General features: G+C 66.0%; 16 protein-coding genes. 9 read left to right on the forward strand and 7 right to left on the reverse strand.

The window, feature by feature from the left end:
• Positions 1-23 precede the first annotated feature (23 nt).
• Positions 24-749 (forward strand): SDR family oxidoreductase, encoded by a 726-nt coding sequence (locus ACQY78_RS21760; protein WP_428678603.1) that lies wholly within the window; start codon positions 24-26, stop codon positions 747-749.
• A 242-nt stretch (positions 750-991) separates the two neighbouring features.
• The gene (locus ACQY78_RS21765) at positions 992-1,933 is read left to right on the forward strand and encodes an IS110 family transposase (protein WP_428676459.1); all 942 of its coding nucleotides are present in this window, start codon (positions 992-994) and stop codon (positions 1,931-1,933) included.
• Positions 1,934-2,077: 144 nt separating this feature from the next.
• On the opposite strand, the gene ACQY78_RS21770 is transcribed toward ACQY78_RS21765, so the two are convergent.
• Positions 2,078-3,049, reverse strand: a complete 972-nt coding sequence (locus ACQY78_RS21770) for a ketopantoate reductase family protein (protein ID WP_428678606.1) — start codon at positions 3,047-3,049, stop codon at positions 2,078-2,080.
• 257 nt (positions 3,050-3,306) lie between these two features.
• Between ACQY78_RS21770 and ACQY78_RS21775 the strand changes: the two genes are divergently transcribed.
• Positions 3,307-3,810: a pyridoxamine 5'-phosphate oxidase family protein gene (locus tag ACQY78_RS21775; RefSeq protein WP_428678609.1), complete on the forward strand. Its 504-nt coding sequence runs from the start codon at positions 3,307-3,309 to the stop codon at positions 3,808-3,810.
• A gap of 10 nt (positions 3,811-3,820) precedes the next feature.
• Here the strand turns inward: ACQY78_RS21775 and ACQY78_RS21780 are convergent, their stop codons facing one another.
• Entirely contained in the window at positions 3,821-4,030 is a 210-nt protein-coding gene (locus tag ACQY78_RS21780; RefSeq protein WP_298305841.1) for a bacteriocin, read from the reverse strand.
• 55 nt (positions 4,031-4,085) lie between these two features.
• On the opposite strand from ACQY78_RS21780, the gene ACQY78_RS21785 reads away from it, so the two are divergent.
• Both ACQY78_RS21785 and ACQY78_RS21790 read left to right on the forward strand, forming a co-directional pair.
• Complete coding sequence (locus tag ACQY78_RS21785; RefSeq protein ID WP_428678612.1) at positions 4,086-4,652, forward strand: hypothetical protein; 567 nt, start codon at positions 4,086-4,088, stop codon at positions 4,650-4,652.
• 40 nt (positions 4,653-4,692) lie between these two features.
• Entirely contained in the window at positions 4,693-4,983 is a 291-nt protein-coding gene (locus tag ACQY78_RS21790) for a hypothetical protein (RefSeq protein ID WP_428678614.1), read from the forward strand.
• 10 nt (positions 4,984-4,993) lie between these two features.
• Here the strand turns inward: ACQY78_RS21790 and ACQY78_RS21795 are convergent, their stop codons facing one another.
• Positions 4,994-5,125, reverse strand: coding sequence for a hypothetical protein (locus ACQY78_RS21795; protein WP_428678616.1), 132 nt, complete (start codon positions 5,123-5,125; stop codon positions 4,994-4,996).
• A gap of 121 nt (positions 5,126-5,246) precedes the next feature.
• Here ACQY78_RS21795 and ACQY78_RS21800 point away from each other — a divergent pair, with 121 nt between their 5' ends.
• Together ACQY78_RS21800 and ACQY78_RS21805 are read left to right on the forward strand one after the other, a co-directional pair.
• Entirely contained in the window at positions 5,247-5,930 is a 684-nt protein-coding gene (locus ACQY78_RS21800) for a potassium channel family protein (protein ID WP_428678618.1), read from the forward strand.
• A gap of 81 nt (positions 5,931-6,011) precedes the next feature.
• Positions 6,012-7,676, forward strand: coding sequence for a flavin-containing monooxygenase (locus tag ACQY78_RS21805; RefSeq protein ID WP_428678620.1), 1,665 nt, complete (start codon positions 6,012-6,014; stop codon positions 7,674-7,676).
• Between the two features lie 54 nt (positions 7,677-7,730).
• Here ACQY78_RS21805 and ACQY78_RS21810 read toward each other — a convergent pair whose 3' ends face one another.
• Both ACQY78_RS21810 and ACQY78_RS21815 read right to left on the reverse strand, forming a co-directional pair.
• Complete coding sequence (locus ACQY78_RS21810) at positions 7,731-9,452, reverse strand: N-acyl-D-amino-acid deacylase family protein (protein ID WP_428678623.1); 1,722 nt, start codon at positions 9,450-9,452, stop codon at positions 7,731-7,733.
• A gap of 122 nt (positions 9,453-9,574) precedes the next feature.
• A complete protein-coding gene (locus ACQY78_RS21815; protein WP_428678625.1) occupies positions 9,575-10,210 on the reverse strand; it encodes a hypothetical protein in 636 nt (211 codons plus the stop codon).
• Positions 10,211-10,430: 220 nt separating this feature from the next.
• Between ACQY78_RS21815 and ACQY78_RS21820 the strand changes: the two genes are divergently transcribed.
• Both ACQY78_RS21820 and ACQY78_RS21825 read left to right on the forward strand, forming a co-directional pair.
• Positions 10,431-11,489 (forward strand): type III polyketide synthase, encoded by a 1,059-nt coding sequence (locus ACQY78_RS21820; RefSeq protein ID WP_428678628.1) that lies wholly within the window; start codon positions 10,431-10,433, stop codon positions 11,487-11,489.
• 10 nt (positions 11,490-11,499) lie between these two features.
• Positions 11,500-12,003, forward strand: a complete 504-nt coding sequence (locus ACQY78_RS21825; protein WP_428678630.1) for an isoprenylcysteine carboxyl methyltransferase family protein — start codon at positions 11,500-11,502, stop codon at positions 12,001-12,003.
• On the opposite strand, the gene glsA is transcribed toward ACQY78_RS21825, so the two are convergent.
• Together glsA and ACQY78_RS21835 are read right to left on the reverse strand one after the other, a co-directional pair.
• Positions 11,997-13,817: a glutaminase A gene (glsA, locus tag ACQY78_RS21830; RefSeq protein ID WP_428678633.1), complete on the reverse strand. Its 1,821-nt coding sequence runs from the start codon at positions 13,815-13,817 to the stop codon at positions 11,997-11,999. The two genes, ACQY78_RS21825 and glsA, sit on opposite strands and share 7 nt — an antisense overlap.
• Positions 13,818-13,918: 101 nt before the next feature.
• Complete coding sequence (locus ACQY78_RS21835; protein WP_428678636.1) at positions 13,919-16,909, reverse strand: ATP-binding protein; 2,991 nt, start codon at positions 16,907-16,909, stop codon at positions 13,919-13,921.
• Between the last annotated feature and the right edge of the window lie 26 nt (positions 16,910-16,935).

Genomic DNA, 16,935 nt, shown 5'->3' on the forward strand with positions numbered 1-16,935 from the left:
ATTGGGCGGCAAAGGAGACAGCCATGGCCAAGGACAAGGTCTGCGTCGTGATCGGTGCGGGCGATGCGACGGGCGGTGCCATTGCCCGCCGCTTCGCGCGCGAAGGCTACACCGCCGTCGTCACGCGCCGCAGCGCCGACAAGCTTCAGTCCCTGGTGGCGCGCATCGTCGGAGAGGGGGGCAGGGTTCATCCCTTCGGCTCCGACGCCCGCGACGAGGCGCAGGTCGAGGCGCTGTTCCGCCAGATCGAGACCGAGATCGGCGAGGTTGAGGTCTTCGTCTTCAACATCGGCGGCAACGTGCGTTTCGACATTCGCGACACGACCTCCCGCGTCTATCGCAAGGTCTGGGAGATGACGGCTTTTGCCGGCTTCCTGACGGCGCGCGAGGCCGCCAAGGTCATGGTCCCGCGCGGCAAGGGCACGATGATCTTCACCGGGGCCACCGCGTCGATGCGCGGCGGCCGCGGCTTCTCGGCCTTCGCCGGCGGCAAGCACGCGGTGCGGGCGCTGGCGCAATCGATGGCGCGCGAGCTCGGCCCCCAGAACATCCATGTCGCGCATGTCATCGTCGACGGCGCCATCGACACCGAATGGATCAAGGCCAATTTTCCGGATCGCTACAATGCCGGCCCCGACGCGATCCTCAATCCCGACGACATCGCCGAAGCCTACTGGCAGCTTCACCGCCAGAAGCGCAGCGCCTGGACTTTCGAGATGGACCTCAGGCCGTGGAAGGAAAGCTGGTAATCAAACTTACCCCGTCGTCCTCGTCTTAGCAAAAACGGCTAGCCTTTAGACGCTTCGCAAGGAGCGCGCGGGCCCGGATGGCCATCCGGGCCCGCGCGGCCGGTCGTCGGATCGACGTCGTCTGATCCCTTTGGGGGATGAGCTCAGCAAGATCGCGGCCGGCCTCTTCACCCGATCCGGATGGTTGCCCGAACTCCAGGTTCGAAGACGAGGCAGGATGGACGAAGATGAGCGATGTTAGCATGGTCGTAGCCGGGATCGACATCGGCAAGGCGCGGCTGGACGTGGCGCTGCACGGCGCGGCAGACCGCATGGCGTTCGACAACAGTGCGGCCGGCCATCACCAGCTGATCCAATGGCTCCGCGCGGCGCAGGTCGTGCGGGTCGGTCTGGAATCCACCGGTTCGTACTCGCAGGAAGTGACTGGCACGTTGCGCGAGGCCGGCTTCGAAGTAGCGGTATTGCAGCCCCTACAGGTCCGGGCGTTCGCGCAATACCGCCTGCGCCGGGCCAAGAGTGACCCACTGGATGCGGCGCTGATCGCCACCTGCGCGGCGTTGCTCGACAAGGTGCACGAGGCTTCGGATGCGCGGCTGGTTCCCCTTGCCGAGCATCTGCGGCTGATCGAGCAGCTGGAGGACGACGTGGTGCGGGCCAAGACGCGCCTGGAGGCCGCGCATCTGGCGCATGTGCGCCGCTTCCTGCGCCGGGAGGTCGAGCGGCTGGAACGGCGCGAGGCGGCAGAGCGGATCCTGCTGATGAAGAGCATCGCCGCCGAGCCTGACCTGCTGGCCCGGCTGCAACTGATCCAGAGCGTCGACGGGGTCGGCGAGCGCACCGCGCTCAGCCTGCTGCTGCTGCTGCCCGAACTCGGGCGTCTCGAGCGTGAACCGATTGTCTCCCTGGCGGGGCTGGCTCCCTTCGTGCGGCAGTCGGGCAAATGGAGAGGCCAGAGCCGCATCGGCGGCGGCCGCGATCGGGTGCGTCGCGCGCTCTATGCCGCCAGCCTCGCGGCAGCCTTCCGCTGGAATCCGGCCATCAAGGCGCTGTATCAACGCCTGAAGACCGCCGGCAAACCCCATCGTAAGATCATGATCGCCTGTGCGCGCAAGATGCTCATCCAGGTCAACGCCGTCGTCGCCCGCGGCACCCCGTGGATCTCATCTCGCCGCGTCGCCGCATAGTGCATTCTTAATGGTTGCTGAGCGGAGTGAGCGAAGCGAACGAAGTCGAAGGACCTCTTTTCGCTTCAACGGGTCTTGCGCCGGAAAAGAGGTCCTTCGACTGCGCCGCCCTTTGGGCGGCGGCGCTCAGGACGACGGGAAACTCTACGCCTGTGCCGCCCGCAGCTTCAGGAGGGCCAGCATCATGTCGATGGTCGGCGTTTCGACCCCTGCCAGTTCGCTGAGGTCGGCGATCGAATCGGCGAGCGCGTCGATCTCGAGCGGCTTGCCGGACTGAAGGTCGGTCAGCATCGACATCTTGTGGTCGCCCAGCCCGACCGTGAATTCGATGCGCTTTTCCATCGGCGTCGCCATCGTCGCACCGAACCGGGCGGCGACCGCCTCGGCTTCCGTCATCATGCGCCGCGCGATCTCGACGGCGCCGGCGCTACGGCCGATGCCGCCATTGTCGGCCAGGGTCAGCACCGCGATCGGGTTCCAGGTGAGACTGTTGATCATCTTGCTCCAGATCTCGGCGCGGATGTCGGTCTTCACCGGTGCCTTGAGCCCGGCCTCGGTCATGGCGGCGCTGAGCGCCGTGACCCGCGACGAGTTCGAGCCGTCGGGCTCGCCCAGCGGCAGGTAGCAGACCTCGTTCTCGAGATGCGCCACGCCCGGTGCGGGGACGACGCCGCCCGCCCAATAGGCACAGCCCAGCGCGCGCTCGGGTCCGAACATCGACCATTGCCGGCCGCCGGGGTCCATGCGCTTCAGGCGGCTGCCCTCGAACGGGCCGTTCAACCTGTGAAAGAACCAGTAGGGTGCGCCGGTGGTCGGCGGGATCAGCGCCGTCTGCGGTCCCAGCAGCGGCATCACATTGTCGAGCACCGAGAGATACTGATGCGTCTTCAGGGTGATGAATACGACGTCCTGCGGGCCGAGTTGCGCTGGATCGTCGGTCGCGTTCACCTTCACGGTGAAATCCTCGTGTGGCGAGACCAGGCGCAGGCCGTTCCGGCGAATGGCATCGAGATGGGCGCCACGCGCGATCAGGCTCACCTCGATGCCCTTCACGCGCGCGAGGTGGGCGCCGATGATCCCGCCGATCGAGCCAGCGCCGTAGAGGCAGATTTTCATGGCCGCAGCCTAGCAGGTCGGCGAAAAAGTCAGAATCACGGCAAATAAACGAAACAAACGAAATAAACGAAACAAACGAAGCGGATGTCGCACCCCCCTTAAATTTGGGTCGTGGTGACCGTTGACGGTCGATGTCGCTAGACGGTCCTTCTGAAAAACCCACTTCGACGGCCTGCTGGATGCTTCACGGCCTCTGCGGAACTGGCGTCCGGCGCGTTCGTTGTGTCGCCAAATCCAAAGATTGAGGAGGGGCGGGCATGACCGCGCAGACCATCGACACCAGCAAGCTGTGGGACATGATCGGGGACATCCGTTTCGGCATGCTGACCGTGCGGGGCGCCGACGGGCGTCTCTACTCGCGCCCCATGACCACCCAGAATGGCGAGGCCGATCGCGGCGCGGTCATCTGGTTCTTCATGGCGCGCTCTGGGCAGCCGCTGGCCGACCTCACGGCCTCGCCGGATGTGAATGTGGCCTACGCCGATCACGACTCCGACAAATACGTCTCGGCGAGCGGGACCGCTCGCCTCGTCGAGGATCCGGTGAAGAAGCAGGAATTGTGGAGCGCGGCGGCCAAGGCGTGGTTCCCGGGCGGCGTCGAGGACCCCGAGCTGGCGCTGGTCGCGGTCCTTGTCGCCGACGCCGAGTACTGGGACGTGAAAGCCAACAAGGCGGTGCAGCTCTTCAAACTCGCCAAAGCCGCCCTGACCGGTGAGCCGCCCACCGACCTGGCCGAGCACCGCCGCGCCCGCATGCGCTGACGGCGGCGCCTTATCGGCGGGGTGTCGTCGCCGCACCCACGCCGGCACCGACGGCACCGCCTACCAGGGCGCCGGGCAGCAGTCCGATCGGGGTGAGGGCGCCGACCAGAGCGCCGGTGCCGGCACCGATGCCGCCGCCCGTCACAGCCCGTTGGCCCCAGGTGTCGCCACAGGCGGCGAGGGTGAGAGCCAGAAGGGAAATGCCGACGACCTTCATCATGTGTTCAACTCCGTTGCGTGCCCGAAAGGCTTCCGAGGCTGCGAGGTTTCCACAAATGGCCGCTCTGCGGTGTGTCCTCATGGTGACCTTGGTCTGGCTCGGCCTGTCTTGTCCGCTCCGGGCGCAGACGGTCGGAGGCTTCGACTACGCTCCGGAATACGACTTTTCCGAATTCTGGGCGGCGACCGACGGCCGCCTCTTCCAGGTCATCGTGGCGGGCAATCCCTTTCCGCAGTGGCCGGTCGAGCAGGTGAAGCAAGGGCTGCTGCCGCTGATGCAGGCCAACAAGCCGAGGCCGGCCCTCACCTTCACCTACCAGTCACCCCCTGAAGAACTCCGACCCAGCTACCGTCTCGTGCTGGTTTTCGCTCCAGCCAACGATCTCACAGCGGCGCGCGTCTGTGCCGGGCAGTATTTTCTGAAGCCGCCCACGCCGGGCCGCGTCTATGTGTTCGGCGTCTATTGCCGCAACGACCTCGCGCTTTCCCAGACGACGGCGTGGACCCAGTCGACTGGCCCCGACGATCCGCGGCTCGGACAGATGTTCGCGCAGCTCTTCCTGGTCCTGTTCGACGACCGGCGCTGGCAGCGCTACCCCTTCAATCCGTGGTTTGCCCGCTAGCCGATCCGGCCTAAGAGAGAGGCGACATCAGGGGGATCTCTTGGGTACCGACGTTGAAATCTGGATGCTCTTCGCGCCGTTCTGGCTGCTGGGCATGTTCGCGGCACTGGGCGCGCTCTGGCACTTCATCCGCTTCCTGAGCGTGCACGGCAAGGCGCACGCGGCGGGTCACGTTCCCAAGTACGAGTTGGGCGCGCGCCTGCACCCGCAGGGAACGACGGCGCAAGGGCACCATCACTACAAGCGGGCGCAGATCGCCTTGATGCTGTTTGCGTGTCTGATTGTCCTGGGACTGGTGGCCGGCGTCCTGTGGTCGCTATTCCGGGGCTAGGCCCACGATCTCAATCGGCGACCAGCCCCACGACCTCGTAGTGGCCCGGATCCGAGGACGGAGCGGCAACGAGCACCTGCTGTTCGCAGGCAGTCAAGACGAGAACGAGAAGGCCGAGGGAAGCGAAAACCCTGCGGAACATGACGGAATCCTCCAACTGCCCGAGGAACGCCCGCCGTTTGCCTTTGGTTGCCGTGTTTTGCAGTCTGCGTGCCTGAGACTGGGGAAATAAGCTAAAAGGGGTGGGGGCCCGAGCCTGAACTATGACCCGACATCGTATGCTGCGCCGGATCGCCTATGTGCGGCGCAACCGCTGCAGCGCTCTCGTGGCCGCGCTCACCTTTTTCATCCTGCTCAACCCCCTGCTGGCCAGTTCGGCGATCGGCGGCTCCATGCTCGGGGTGGCTTTGTTCGTCGTGCTCGTCCTTGCTGTCTGGGCGCTGCGACTCGAACGGCCTGTTCTTTGGGGGCTGGGCGTATTCGGGTTCATCACCGTCGATACGCTGATCGCCGACCGGATGGGCCACATCTGGCTGCGGCCCATCGCGCTCGGAGCCACGGCGCTCTTCGTGGGGGCAATAACCATCGCGCTCCTGGGCTATGTGCTCGACCGCCGGCCGATCACGACCGACAAGGTGTTTGGCGCCGTGGCGGCCTACATCCTGATCGCGATGTCCTTTGCCAGCCTGTTTGGCTTCCTCCAGGTGTTCCAGGCTGACGCCTTCACGGCCGCCATAGCCCACGGTCCGGACGGCAAGCTGAACTGGCCGGACCTGACGTACTTCTCCTTCACCGTGCTGACCTCGACCGGCTTCGGTGAAATCACGCCAGCGACTCCGATGGCGCGGTCCCTGATCGTGATCGAGCAGGTGCTGGGCGTCATGTACGTCGCCTTCCTGATTGCTCGACTGGCAAATCTCTACGGTTCGCCGAAGCACCTGCGCTAGCTGCGTCCAATCTCGCTCTGCGCATCGTCGAAAAATCCCCGGCTGCGCTATACTCTTCCGCAAAATCAGGTGAGGAACGCCATGGTTATCGCGGCTGAAGCGAGTCGGACGAGCGAGAGCGTCGAGATTGTCGAGCCCGCCATTCTCGAACAATCGGACGTCATTGTGATCGGCGCCGGTCTCTCGGGTATGTACCAGCTCCTGAAGCTGCGCCAGATGGGATTCAAGGCGAGGGTCTACGAAGCAGGCGGCGGTGTCGGCGGCACCTGGTACTGGAACCGCTATCCCGGCGCGCGCTTCGATTCCGAGAGCTGGACCTACGGCTTCTCCTTTTCGCCCGAAGTGCTGAAGGAGTGGGACTGGAAGGAGCATTTCTCAGGCCAGCCCGAGAACCTGCGCTATTGCGAGTTCATCGCCGACAAATTCGACCTGCGCCGCGATATCACCTTCAATACCCGCGTGAAGGCGGCGCACTGGGACGAAGCGGCCAATGAGTGGGAGGTCGTGTTCGAGAATGGCGGCCGCGCCCGAGCGCGTTTCCTCATAACCGCGATCGGTCCGCTGTCGTCGCCCACCATGCCGACCATTCCCGGCATCGAGGATTTCAGGGGCGAGTCCTGGCACACCGGCCTGTGGCCGCACCATCCGGTCAGCTTCGAGGGCAAGAAGGTCGCCGTGATCGGCACCGGCGCGTCGGGCGTGCAGGCCATCACCGAGATCGCCAAGACGGTAGGCGAACTCACCGTGTTCCAGCGCACGCCCAATTGGTGCACCCCGCTGCGCAACAGCCGTATCGAGCCGGAGACCATGGCCGACATCCGCGCGCGCTACGACCAGATTTTTGCCCAGTGCCGCGAGAACTGGGGCTGCTTCGTCCATACCGCCGATCCGCGGCATTCGACCGACGTGACGCCGGAGGAGCGCGAGGCCTTCTTCGAGAAGCTCTACAGCATGCCGGGCTTCGCCTTCTGGCAGGGCAATTTCCGCGACGTGCTGATGGACCAGGCGGCCAACGACGCGCTGACGGCATTCGTGATCAAGAAGATTCGCGCCCGCGTGAAGGATCCGAAGATCGCCGACAAGCTGATCCCGACCAACCACGGCTACGGCACGCGCCGCGTGCCGCTCGAGAGCGGCTACTTCGAGGTCTACAACCAGCCCAACGTGAAGCTGGTCGACATCCGAGAGACGCCGATCGAGCGCATTACGGAGACCGGCCTGCGCGTCGGTAGTGTCGATTACGAGTTCGACATGATTATCTACGCGACCGGCTTCGACGCCATCACCGGCGCCTTCGATCGCATCGACTTCCAGGGCCGCGGCGGAGAGAAGCTCCGGGACAGATGGGCCGATGGGCCGCACACCTATCTCGGGCTCAATGTCGTGGGATTTCCGAACATGCTGACCCTGGTCGGCCCGCACAATGCGGCGACCTTCTGCAACCTGCCGCGCTGCATCGAGCAGAACGTCGAGTTCGTGTCGGACCTGCTGGACTACATGCGCGACAAGGGGCTGACCCGCATCGAGGCGACGCCGGAGGCCGAAACGGCCTGGACGACGCACGTTTACGAGACGGGCTCCCGGCTGCTTCTGACCAAGGTCGATTCCTGGATGACCGGCGTGAACAAGAACGTGCCCGGCCGCCTCAAGCGCACCTTCATGGCCTATGCTGGCGGCGCACCGAAATACCGCCAGAAGTGCGAGGAGATCGCGGCCAACGGATATGAAGGTTTCGCGCTGAAGTAACCGTTATATCCCTCTCCCCTTATCGGGGAGAGGAGAATGAATTCAGATCGATGCCTATCGCGCGCCGCGGACCAGTCGTCCCGGACGTGCGCCGCTGAACTCGCCGTCACGATACGTCACGTCGCCACTCACGATCGTGGCGACATAGCCTTCGGCCTTCTGTTCCAGCCGCCGGCCGCCGCTCGGTAGGTTGTGCACGGGATGCGGCGCCGAGACCTTGAGACGGTCGAGGTCGATCACGTTGAGGTCGGCCTTGTAGCCGACCTGCAGCCGCCCGCGATCTCCCAGCCCGACCGCGTGCGCCGGCACGTCGGTGAGTTGCTGGATCGCCCAGGGTAGGGACCAGCGTTCGCCCTTGCGGTCGCGCGTCCAGTAGGTGAGGGCGTGGGTCGTGTAGCTCGCGTCGCAGATCAGCCCGTAATGCGCGCCGCCGTCGCCCAGTGCCATCACCGTATGCTCGTGACGCAGCATGCTGGCCATGTTGGCATCGGAGCAGTCCGTATAGTTGGCGCCGGGATGGAACAGGATGGTGCGCCCGTCACCGCTCACCAGCAGGTCGTAGGCGAGTTGGAGCGGCGTGATGCCGAGTCTTGCGGCGCGGGCGTCGAGCCTCTGGTCGGCCGGTGGCGTGTAGTTGGGCGGATCGCCCAGCACGAACATGTTGGCCACGCTGCGCATGAAGGCCAGCATCTGCGGATTGCGATAGGTCGGCTGTTCGGCGAGCAGCTTCGCCTTCAGCGTCGGGTCGCGCAGCTTGGCGAGCTTGGCCTCGAGCGGCAGGCCCTCGACCTCACGATAGCTGGGGCAGGTCGAAAAGGGATGGAACGACAGCTCCAACCCGTACAGCACAGCGACCGGCCGCGCCGCGACCTGGCCGCGGATCGGCAGGCCGTCGCGATGCGCGCGCTCGATCTCGCGCAGCAGCGTCTGCCATCGTCCGGGGTAGAGCGAGAGATCGAGCAGGGTGAAGGAGAGTGGCCGGCCAGAGAGTTCGACCAGCCGGCGCAGCATGGCGAACTCGGTCGCACCCTCCGCCGTCGTGTCGGCGAAATCGTCGAGCAGCTGGATCACGCCCTTGCCGGCGCGTCGCATGCCGCGCGCGATCGCCGCCAGCTCTTCCTCGCCGGCGGTTATGGTCGGCGTCAGCGCGCCCTCGGGCGTGCGATGGAACAACGAGCGTGAGGTCGAGAAGCCCAGCGCGCCGGCGTCGAGCCCTTCCTGGACCAGAGCCGCCATCTCCGCCATGTCCGACGCGTTGGCTGGTTCACGGTCGACGCCGCGCTTGCCCATCACGAAGACGCGCAGCGGCGCATGCGGCACCTGCGTGGCGAAGTCGATGTCGCAATGGCGTTTCGACAGGGCCGCGAGATAGTCGGGAAAGCTCTGCCAGTTCCAGGGCACGCCTTCGCGCATCACCAGCTCGGGAATGTCCTCGACGCCTTCCATGACGTTCATCAGCGTGTCGCGATCCTGCGGGCGGCAGGGAGCGAAGCCGACGCCGCAATTGCCCATCAGCACCGTCGTCACGCCATGGCCCGACGAGGGGGAGAAGCGATCGTCCCAGGTGACCTGGCCGTCATAGTGGGTGTGGATGTCGACGAAGCCCGGCGTCACCGCGAGGCCCTTCGCGTCGATCTCCTCGCGACCGCTGCCGCCGATGCGGCCCACGGCGGCGACCTTGCCATCCTGAATCGCGACGTCGGCCTTGCGCGGCTCGGCTCCGGTGCCGTCGATCACCGTTCCGTTGCGCACGATCAGATCGTATGAGGCGGCCATGGCGTCCTCCCGCAAGAGTTGCTTCTTGTGTGCTAGCACTCCGGTCGCGGCGAGGACAATGCCGACACGAAAACGCCGGGCCCTTGCGGGCCCGGCGTCGTTGCCGAGATATGCAGAAATGCTCAGCGGATGATCGTGACCTGGAGCGCGGTCTGCACGCTGTACACGGTGGTGATCGGTGTGCCCGGCTTGATTGTCTTCAGCGCGGCTTTGCCCGCCTCGCTCACGACCTGCGGCATCTGAATGACTTCGCCGCTGTCGGGCGAGGGCTTGTCGGGTTCGCCGCCAGAGGCGTTGATCAGGAACACGGAGTTGGTCGCGAGGTCGACCTTGGTGCACATGCCGGCCATCGACCAGAGGCGGATGCGCTCCCGTGCGCCGGGGATGCCCTCGATCCGGGCGCCCTGGGCCATCATCGCCTTGGCGCGCGCCGTCACGGCGGGCGTGGTCGGCGCGATCAGGAAATCGACATAGTCGTACCACTGGACGTCGACGATCTGGCCGACGCGGAGCGCGCCGTAATTGGTGACGAGGTCGGCCGCCTTGATCTTCACCCGGCCGAGATCCTGCCAGACGATGACGAAGCCGCGCGTCTTTTCGTCGAGGCTGTGGATCGTGCCGCGCTTGAAGTTCTGGTAAGCGGCAGGAATGTAGAGGTCTTCCTGCGCCCTTGCGGCGAGCGGCAGGACGGGCAGCGTGGCGGCCGAAAGCGCAGCGCCTCCCAGCAACTTCAGAGTCGAACGGCGATTCGCGTGCATTTAGTGTCTCCCCCTCATCGCGCAGGATGATCGGCTCCGGCGCGGGCATGGTCAGCCTCCGAACAGACGGCCGGGTTATGCCGACGAAAATATTACCCGGCAACTCCCTTTGGAGCATTTCTGCGGCTGCGCGCCGGTGAGCGGTTCGGCCGGGCGTCAGAAAAACGTGACTTGCGCCTCGGAGGGCGAAGGTCGGTTATGGCGGTGGAAGGATCATCCCATGCCCAATCCCGTCGCCCTTTTGTCCGTGGCTCATGCCGTGCCGCCGCACCGGCTCCTGCAGACGGAAGCGGCCGAAGCGGCGCGCGGAGCCTTCGCCCACCGCTACGCCGCCTTCGAGCGGATGGCGCCGGTTTTCACGACGTCCGGCATCGACTCGCGGTACACGGTGAAGCCCCTCGACTGGTATTTCTCCGCCCTGGGCTGGCCCGAGCGCAACGCCGCCTATCTCGAGGGCGCCCAGCACTTGTTCGTGGATGCCGTAACGCGGGCGCTTGCGGCGGCCGGGTGCAATGCCTCGGAAGTCGACACGATCGTCACCATCTCCTCGACCGGCGTCGCGACGCCCAGCCTCGAGGCGCGCGTCGCCGGACGCATGGGTTTTCGGGCCGACGTCGAGCGCGTGCCGGTGTTTGGCCTCGGCTGCGCGGGCGGCGTCTCGGGGCTGGCAATCGCCAGCCGTCTCGCGGCGGCGCGGCCCGGCTCGACCGTGTTGCTGGTGGCGATAGAGATTTGCACGGCCGCCTTCCGCATGGACCAGCTCACGCCCGCCAACATGGTGGCGACCGCCTTGTTCGGCGACGGCGCGGCGGCCTGTGTCATGCGCGCCGGCCCGGGCGAGGAGGGACTCGCCCGGATCGAAGGGGCGGGCGAGCATGTCTGGCCCGATACCCTCGACATCATGGGCTGGAAGGTCGATCCGACGGGATTAGGTGTCATCTTCGACCGGTCCATCCCGCCCTTTGCTGAGCAGCAGGTCGGCCCGGCGGTCGACGGCATCCTGTCTCGCATCGGCGTGGCGCGCGCCTCGGTCGATCGCTTCGCCTGCCATCCCGGCGGTGCCAAGGTGATCACGGCGCTGGAAACGACGCTGCATCTGGCGCAAGGCACGCTCGACCACGAACGCGAGGTGCTTCGCCAGTACGGCAACATGTCGGCGCCAACGGTGCTGTTCGTGCTCGAGCGTCTCGTGGATGCCGGCCTGCCGCAGCGCACGGTGCTGACGGCGCTGGGGCCGGGTTTCACCTGCAGTGCCCTGTCGCTGGCCCGTGCCGGCTGAAGGGGCTGCAATGGATTGGGCCGCGCTGATCCTGGGACTCGTCATGGCTCAGCGCCTGGGTGAGCTCGTGCTGGCCCGTCGCAATACCCGTAACTTGTTGGCGCAGGGCGCACATGAAGTGGGCGCGGCGCACTATCCGCTCATCGTTGCGCTGCACGCCTTCTGGCTGCTCGGCCTCTGGTACGTTGCGGTGTATCGCGCTCCGCTGGAGCAGGACCTCAGCCTGCCCTGGCTTGCGATCTTCATCATGCTGCAGCTGGGCCGTCTCTGGGTGATCGCCTCACTGCGAGAACGCTGGACGACGCGCATCATTGTGCTGCCGGGGGCACCGTTGGTGCAGCGCGGACCCTATCGATTCGTGTCCCACCCGAACTACTGGGTGGTGGCGGGCGAGATGCTCGTGCTGCCGCTGGTCTTCGGTCTGCCGGCGTACGGGCTCGTCTTCTCGGCGCTCAATGCCGCCGTGATGTGGATCCGCATCCGGGCGGAAGCCGCAGCTCTCCGGCCTCAGTAGGACGCCAGAACTTCGATCTTGGTGTTCGCGATGATGAGGCGCTTGGCGAGCAAGCGCGCAAGGTTGCCCATGATATGCTCGCAGGCACGGGGATGGAGATTCCGAAAGCTGGCGAAGGCATCGAGGGACAGTTCGAGACATGCGACCGCGGTGTCGGCCCAGACGTCCGCTGATCTTGTCGTTTCGAGCAGCGCCATCTCCCCGACCGCCATGCCTGCCGACAGCGTCGCCAGACGCAGGCCCCCCGGCAGCCTGACACTCACGACGCCGCTCACGACGAACAGCAGCGTGGTGGCCTGCTCGCCGGCCGAGATCATGCGCTCGCCGATCCGGTAGTCGTGCGGGGTCATCAGCTCGGAAAGCGCCGTCAGTGCCGTCGGGTCGAGACCGGCCAGCAGTTGCTGTTCGGCGAGGGCGGCGGGCTTTTCGACGTCGAGCGCTCCGGCCGCGCTTTGAATGATGCGATCTTCCGCCCACTCGATGGCTTCGTCGAGCAAGGTGATGCTGCGCACACCGGCTTTGCCGGCCAGCCACTCTCCAAGAGCGGCTTCGACGGGGGTACCCTTCGGAATGCCGCAGAATACGACATCGACTTTTGCACGAGCGAGGTCGTCCAGGATGTCGGCCATCAGCTGGAGTGCGGCCTCGCTGACCGAGGGCACGCGACGCAGATCGACGATGAGATAAGCCAACTCGGGCGGCAGGCCGCGGACCCGCCGCGAGATATACTCGGCGTTCGCGAAGCTCAACGCCCCTGTGAGCTCCACGATGGCACACTTGGCGTGGTGAGCTTCCAGGATGGCCTGCTCGCGTGGCCGGCGGTTGCGGCGGGACGAAACGCTGCCGACATCGTAGCTGGCCGCGATGCAGGTCCGCACGTCGCCGACCCTGTTGAGCATGTGGAGGCCGTAGTGCGTCGAGAGGGCCTCGCAGGTGCGTAGCCCGCGAACGCTGTTGCCCTGGTCGTCGATGCGCGGCGAATAGGTGCCGAGGCCGAGTTGCGAGGGGAGCGCCGCCACGATGCCGCCGCCCACGCCGCTCTTGGCCGGGATGCCGACGCGATAGACCCAGCGGCCTGCCGAATCGTACATGCCGGAGCTGGTCATGACCGAGAGCGTGCGCGCGACGGCGTAGGACGAAACGACCTGCTCGCCGGTCAGCGGATTGCGGCCCTTGTGCGAGAGGGTTGCGGCCATGACCGAGAGGTCGCGCGCCGACACGCGCAGAGCGCACTGGCGAAAGTAGACGTCGAGAACCTCGTCGACGTCGCCCAGCAGAACGCCGTGATTGCGCAGGAGATAGGCGATGGCGCGGTTGCGATCGCCCGTCGCCCGCTCCGACTGGAAAGTCGCCTCGTCCACGTCGAGGCGACGTCCGGCGAAGCGGCTGAGCGCGTCGTGCAGCCGCGCGAAGGCGCCATCGCCCTCGTTTTCGCAGATCAGGCTGGTGCAGGCGATCGCGCCGGCATTGACCATCGGGTTAAAGGGCCGGTTGTCGGATCGAAGCCGGATGGAGTTGAACGCGTCGCCGCTCGGCTCGACGCCCACGACGGTTTCGACGCGATCGGGGCCGACCGTCTCGAGGGCGAGGGCAAAGACGAAAGCCTTGGAGATCGACTGGATGGTGAACTCGACGTTGCTGTCGCCGATTTCGTAGACGAAGCCGTCGACCGTGGTGACGGCAATGCCGAAGTCCGAGGGATTCGCGAGGGCCAGTTCGGGAATGTAGGAGGCGACTTCGCCGCTATCGTCTTTCGAGAAGTCGGAATGGCAACGCGCAAGGAAGCGCGCGAGGGGAAGCTCGACGGAGGACATCTGGGCTTAATCCATTCTATTCACGGAGACTGAGGCGGTTCAGTGTCAGTCCTGACGGAGCGGAGCAAGCATCATGCCGTGACGAGGGCAGCGATGCTCGCCTACTTCGCCTCGATGATCTCGCGCACCCGGGTTGCCAGAGCGTCCATGGTGAACGGCTTGGTAATGATGGTCATACGTGCATCGAGCGAGCCGGCCGCGAGCGCCGCGTTTTCGGCGTAGCCTGTCATGAACAGCACCTTGAGGTCGGGACGGAGTGAGCGGGCTGCATCCGCGACCTGCCGACCGTTGAGGCCGGGCAGGCCGACATCCGTGACCAGCAGGTCGATACGCTGCGGCGACTGCACGATCTCCAGCCCCTGAGGGCCGTCGACCGCCTCGATGGCGCGATAGCCGAGATCGGACAGCACCTCGACGACCAGGTTGCGGACCACCGGCTCGTCCTCGATCACCAGGACGGTCTCGCCGGTTTCGGCCGGAGCGGCCCGGCTCACGTCCGCCTCGGACTCGTCGTCAGCTTCGCCGTGGAAGCGCGGCAGGCACAGGTGCACCGTCGTGCCGCGGCCGGGCTCGCTTTCGATTTCGGCATAGCCTTCGGATTGACGCGCAAATCCATAGATCATGGACAGGCCGAGGCCGGTGCCCTGGCCCATCGGCTTGGTCGTGAAGAAGGGCTCGAACGCGCGGGCTTTCGTATCGGGATCCATGCCTGTGCCGCTATCGCTGACCGAGATGCAGACATAGTCACCGATCGACCTGTCGGCATGTGCGGCGGCCGTCGTTTCATCGACCTCCCTGTTGCGGGTCCTGATGGTGAGCTGTCCGCCTTCGGGCATGGCGTCGCGCGCATTGATGGCGAGGTTCAGGATCGCGGATTCGAGCTGATTGGAGTCGCAGCGCGTCAACCACAGTCCGCCGGCCAGCCGCAAATCGAGTTCGATCCTCTCGCCCAGCGTCCGCCGCAGCAGCTCTTCCATCGAGCTGATCAGCGGATTGACATGCACGGGGCGGGGATCGAGCGGCTGTCGGCGCGAGAAGGCCAGCAGTCGATGGGTGAGGGCGGCGGCTCGATTGGCCGAGGTCATGGCGCCGGTGATGAAACGGTCGAGGTCGCCCAGCCGGCCCTGGCCGATACGTCGCTGGACCAGGTCGAGGCTGCCGGTGATGCCCTGCAGCAGATTGTTGAAATCGTGCGCGATACCGCCGGTGAGCTGGCCGATCGCCTCCATCTTCTGGGCCTGCCGCAACGCATCTTCCGTCGCGCGCAGTTCGGCCGTGCGAGCTTCGACCCTCGCCTCGAGCGTGGCGTTGAGGGCGCGCAGGGCCGCCTCGGCCTCGCCGCGTTCGATCACCTGTCGGGTCCGCTCGGCCACTTCTTCCATGAAGGCGACCTCGTCGGCCTGCCAGTGCCGGACCGGCCGGTCGTTCAGGTAGACGATCGTGCGCAGGCGGCCGGCGCGCACGAAAGGCACCACCAGGATGGCGCGCGTGTCCACCGCCCGGGCGGTGGCGCGCGTCTCAGCCTCGTCGCTCAGCGGATCGGTCTGCAGATCGCCCACCACGACGGTCTCGCCGGCACTCAGTTTCTTCACGATCTTGATGCCGAAGGCGCGGGCGGGGACGCGGCCGAGAAGCGGCTGGGCGCGCCCGTCCGTCCAGCATACCGAATAGTCGAACACGTCCTCGACCGGGTCGAGATGGCCGTAGCCAACGCGGCTGACTCCGAAGAACTTGCCCATCAGCGCACAGGCTTCGTTCAACGCCTTGTCCGTATCGTTTCCGCGCAGCGCGTCGCTGAGGCCGAGCATGAAGGCGTGACGCGCTTCGGCGAGCTTGCGCGCGCTGATGTCGATGGCGGTGCCGACGGCGCGGTAGCACTTGCCGTTCACGTCGAACAGGCCCTTGCCCTTGGCGGCGATCCAGCGGACCAGCCCGTCGTCGTGACCGATCGTCCGGTATTGCACGTCGTAGGTCGCCCGGATGGCGGGATCGAGGGCCGCACCGAACGCCCGGGTGGTGGCGTCCCGGTCTTCGGAATGGAGGCCACTGTAGAAGTCGTCGAGCGTGCAGACGGCGTCGGGCGCGAAGCCGAACATGGCCTTGGTGCGGGGCGACCAGGTCAGTGTGTTGGTGACGAAGTCGACGTCCCAGATGCCGATCTCCGCCGCCTCGGTCGTCAGCCGGAGCGATTCCTCGCTCAACAGGGACTGGCGCTCGGCGTCCTTGTGGGCCGTGATGTCGTGACCGCCGACGAAAATGCCGTAGACCTCGCCGGCCTCGTCGCGCATCGGCTCATAGAGGAAGTCGATGAAGCGCGTGCTGTCATCGGCGGCGAGGCGAACGGCCATGGCGCGGGCAATGAAACGCTCGCCCGTTCGGTAAACGCCGTCGAGCAGCTCGTAGAAGCCCTGGCCTTCCAGTTCCGGAAGAGCCTCGCGCACGCTGCGGCCGATGAAGTCGCGCTGGCCGGCGATGGCGACATAGGCTTCGTTCACGTACTCGTAGACGTGGTCGGGGCCGCTCAGGACGGCGATGAAGCCCGGAGCTTTCTGGAACATGCGGCGCTGGCGCTCGATTTCGGCCAGGAGCCGCTGCTCGGTCAGCACCTTCTGCGTGGTTTCGCTGCAGACGACCAGCACGCCGCCGACGCCGCACGGGGCATTGGCGTCGTCGATCGGGCTGTAGCTATAGGTCCAGTAGACGTCCTCGCGACGGCCATCGCGCGTGATCGGGACCAGGTGGTTCTCGTTCCAGGTGGCGCCGCGGCCCGCCATCACCTGCTCGATCTGCGGACCGATGATGGGCCAGATCTCCTGCCATACGGCGCGGCCCGGCTGACCGAGCGAGGACGGATGGCGTTCCGGGCCAATCGAGCGCCGATAGGCGTCGTTGTAGAAGCAGATGAGGTCCTGACCCCACCAGATGTACATCGGGTGGCCGCAGTTCAGCAGCAGCCGGACGGCGGTCCGTAGCGACTGCGGCCATCCGGAGGGGTCTCCGAGCGGTGTGGCCTTCCAGTCATGGGCCCGCATGAGCGCGCCCATCTCGCCGCCCCCGGCAAGAAAGCTCGTGTCGCGCTCGGCTGCAGTCATGGCCGGACAGTATCGATTCGCCCCCG

It is taken from the genome of Reyranella sp. (assembly GCF_965279625.1).
Taxonomy (GTDB): domain Bacteria; phylum Pseudomonadota; class Alphaproteobacteria; order Reyranellales; family Reyranellaceae; genus Reyranella.

Excerpts from the sequence above, each read along its gene's own strand:
- ACQY78_RS21770 (WP_428678606.1), bottom strand. The coding sequence starts at position 3,049 with ATGAAAATCTGCCTCTACGGCGCTGGCTCGATCGGCGGGATCATCGGC.
- ACQY78_RS21785 (WP_428678612.1), top strand. The coding sequence starts at position 4,086 with ATGGCCGCTCTGCGGTGTGTCCTCATGGTGACCTTGGTCTGGCTCGGC.
- ACQY78_RS21820 (WP_428678628.1), top strand. The coding sequence starts at position 10,431 with ATGCCCAATCCCGTCGCCCTTTTGTCCGTGGCTCATGCCGTGCCGCCG.
- ACQY78_RS21815 (WP_428678625.1), bottom strand. The coding sequence starts at position 10,210 with ATGCACGCGAATCGCCGTTCGACTCTGAAGTTGCTGGGAGGCGCTGCG.
- glsA (WP_428678633.1), bottom strand. The coding sequence starts at position 13,817 with ATGTCCTCCGTCGAGCTTCCCCTCGCGCGCTTCCTTGCGCGTTGCCAT.
- ACQY78_RS21765 (WP_428676459.1), top strand. The coding sequence starts at position 992 with ATGGTCGTAGCCGGGATCGACATCGGCAAGGCGCGGCTGGACGTGGCG.
- ACQY78_RS21760 (WP_428678603.1), top strand. The coding sequence starts at position 24 with ATGGCCAAGGACAAGGTCTGCGTCGTGATCGGTGCGGGCGATGCGACG.
- ACQY78_RS21775 (WP_428678609.1), top strand. The coding sequence starts at position 3,307 with ATGACCGCGCAGACCATCGACACCAGCAAGCTGTGGGACATGATCGGG.
- ACQY78_RS21800 (WP_428678618.1), top strand. The coding sequence starts at position 5,247 with ATGACCCGACATCGTATGCTGCGCCGGATCGCCTATGTGCGGCGCAAC.
- ACQY78_RS21825 (WP_428678630.1), top strand. The coding sequence starts at position 11,500 with ATGGATTGGGCCGCGCTGATCCTGGGACTCGTCATGGCTCAGCGCCTG.
- ACQY78_RS21835 (WP_428678636.1), bottom strand. The coding sequence starts at position 16,909 with ATGACTGCAGCCGAGCGCGACACGAGCTTTCTTGCCGGGGGCGGCGAG.
- ACQY78_RS21795 (WP_428678616.1), bottom strand. The coding sequence starts at position 5,125 with ATGTTCCGCAGGGTTTTCGCTTCCCTCGGCCTTCTCGTTCTCGTCTTG.
- ACQY78_RS21810 (WP_428678623.1), bottom strand. The coding sequence starts at position 9,452 with ATGGCCGCCTCATACGATCTGATCGTGCGCAACGGAACGGTGATCGAC.
- ACQY78_RS21780 (WP_298305841.1), bottom strand. The coding sequence starts at position 4,030 with ATGATGAAGGTCGTCGGCATTTCCCTTCTGGCTCTCACCCTCGCCGCC.
- ACQY78_RS21805 (WP_428678620.1), top strand. The coding sequence starts at position 6,012 with ATGGTTATCGCGGCTGAAGCGAGTCGGACGAGCGAGAGCGTCGAGATT.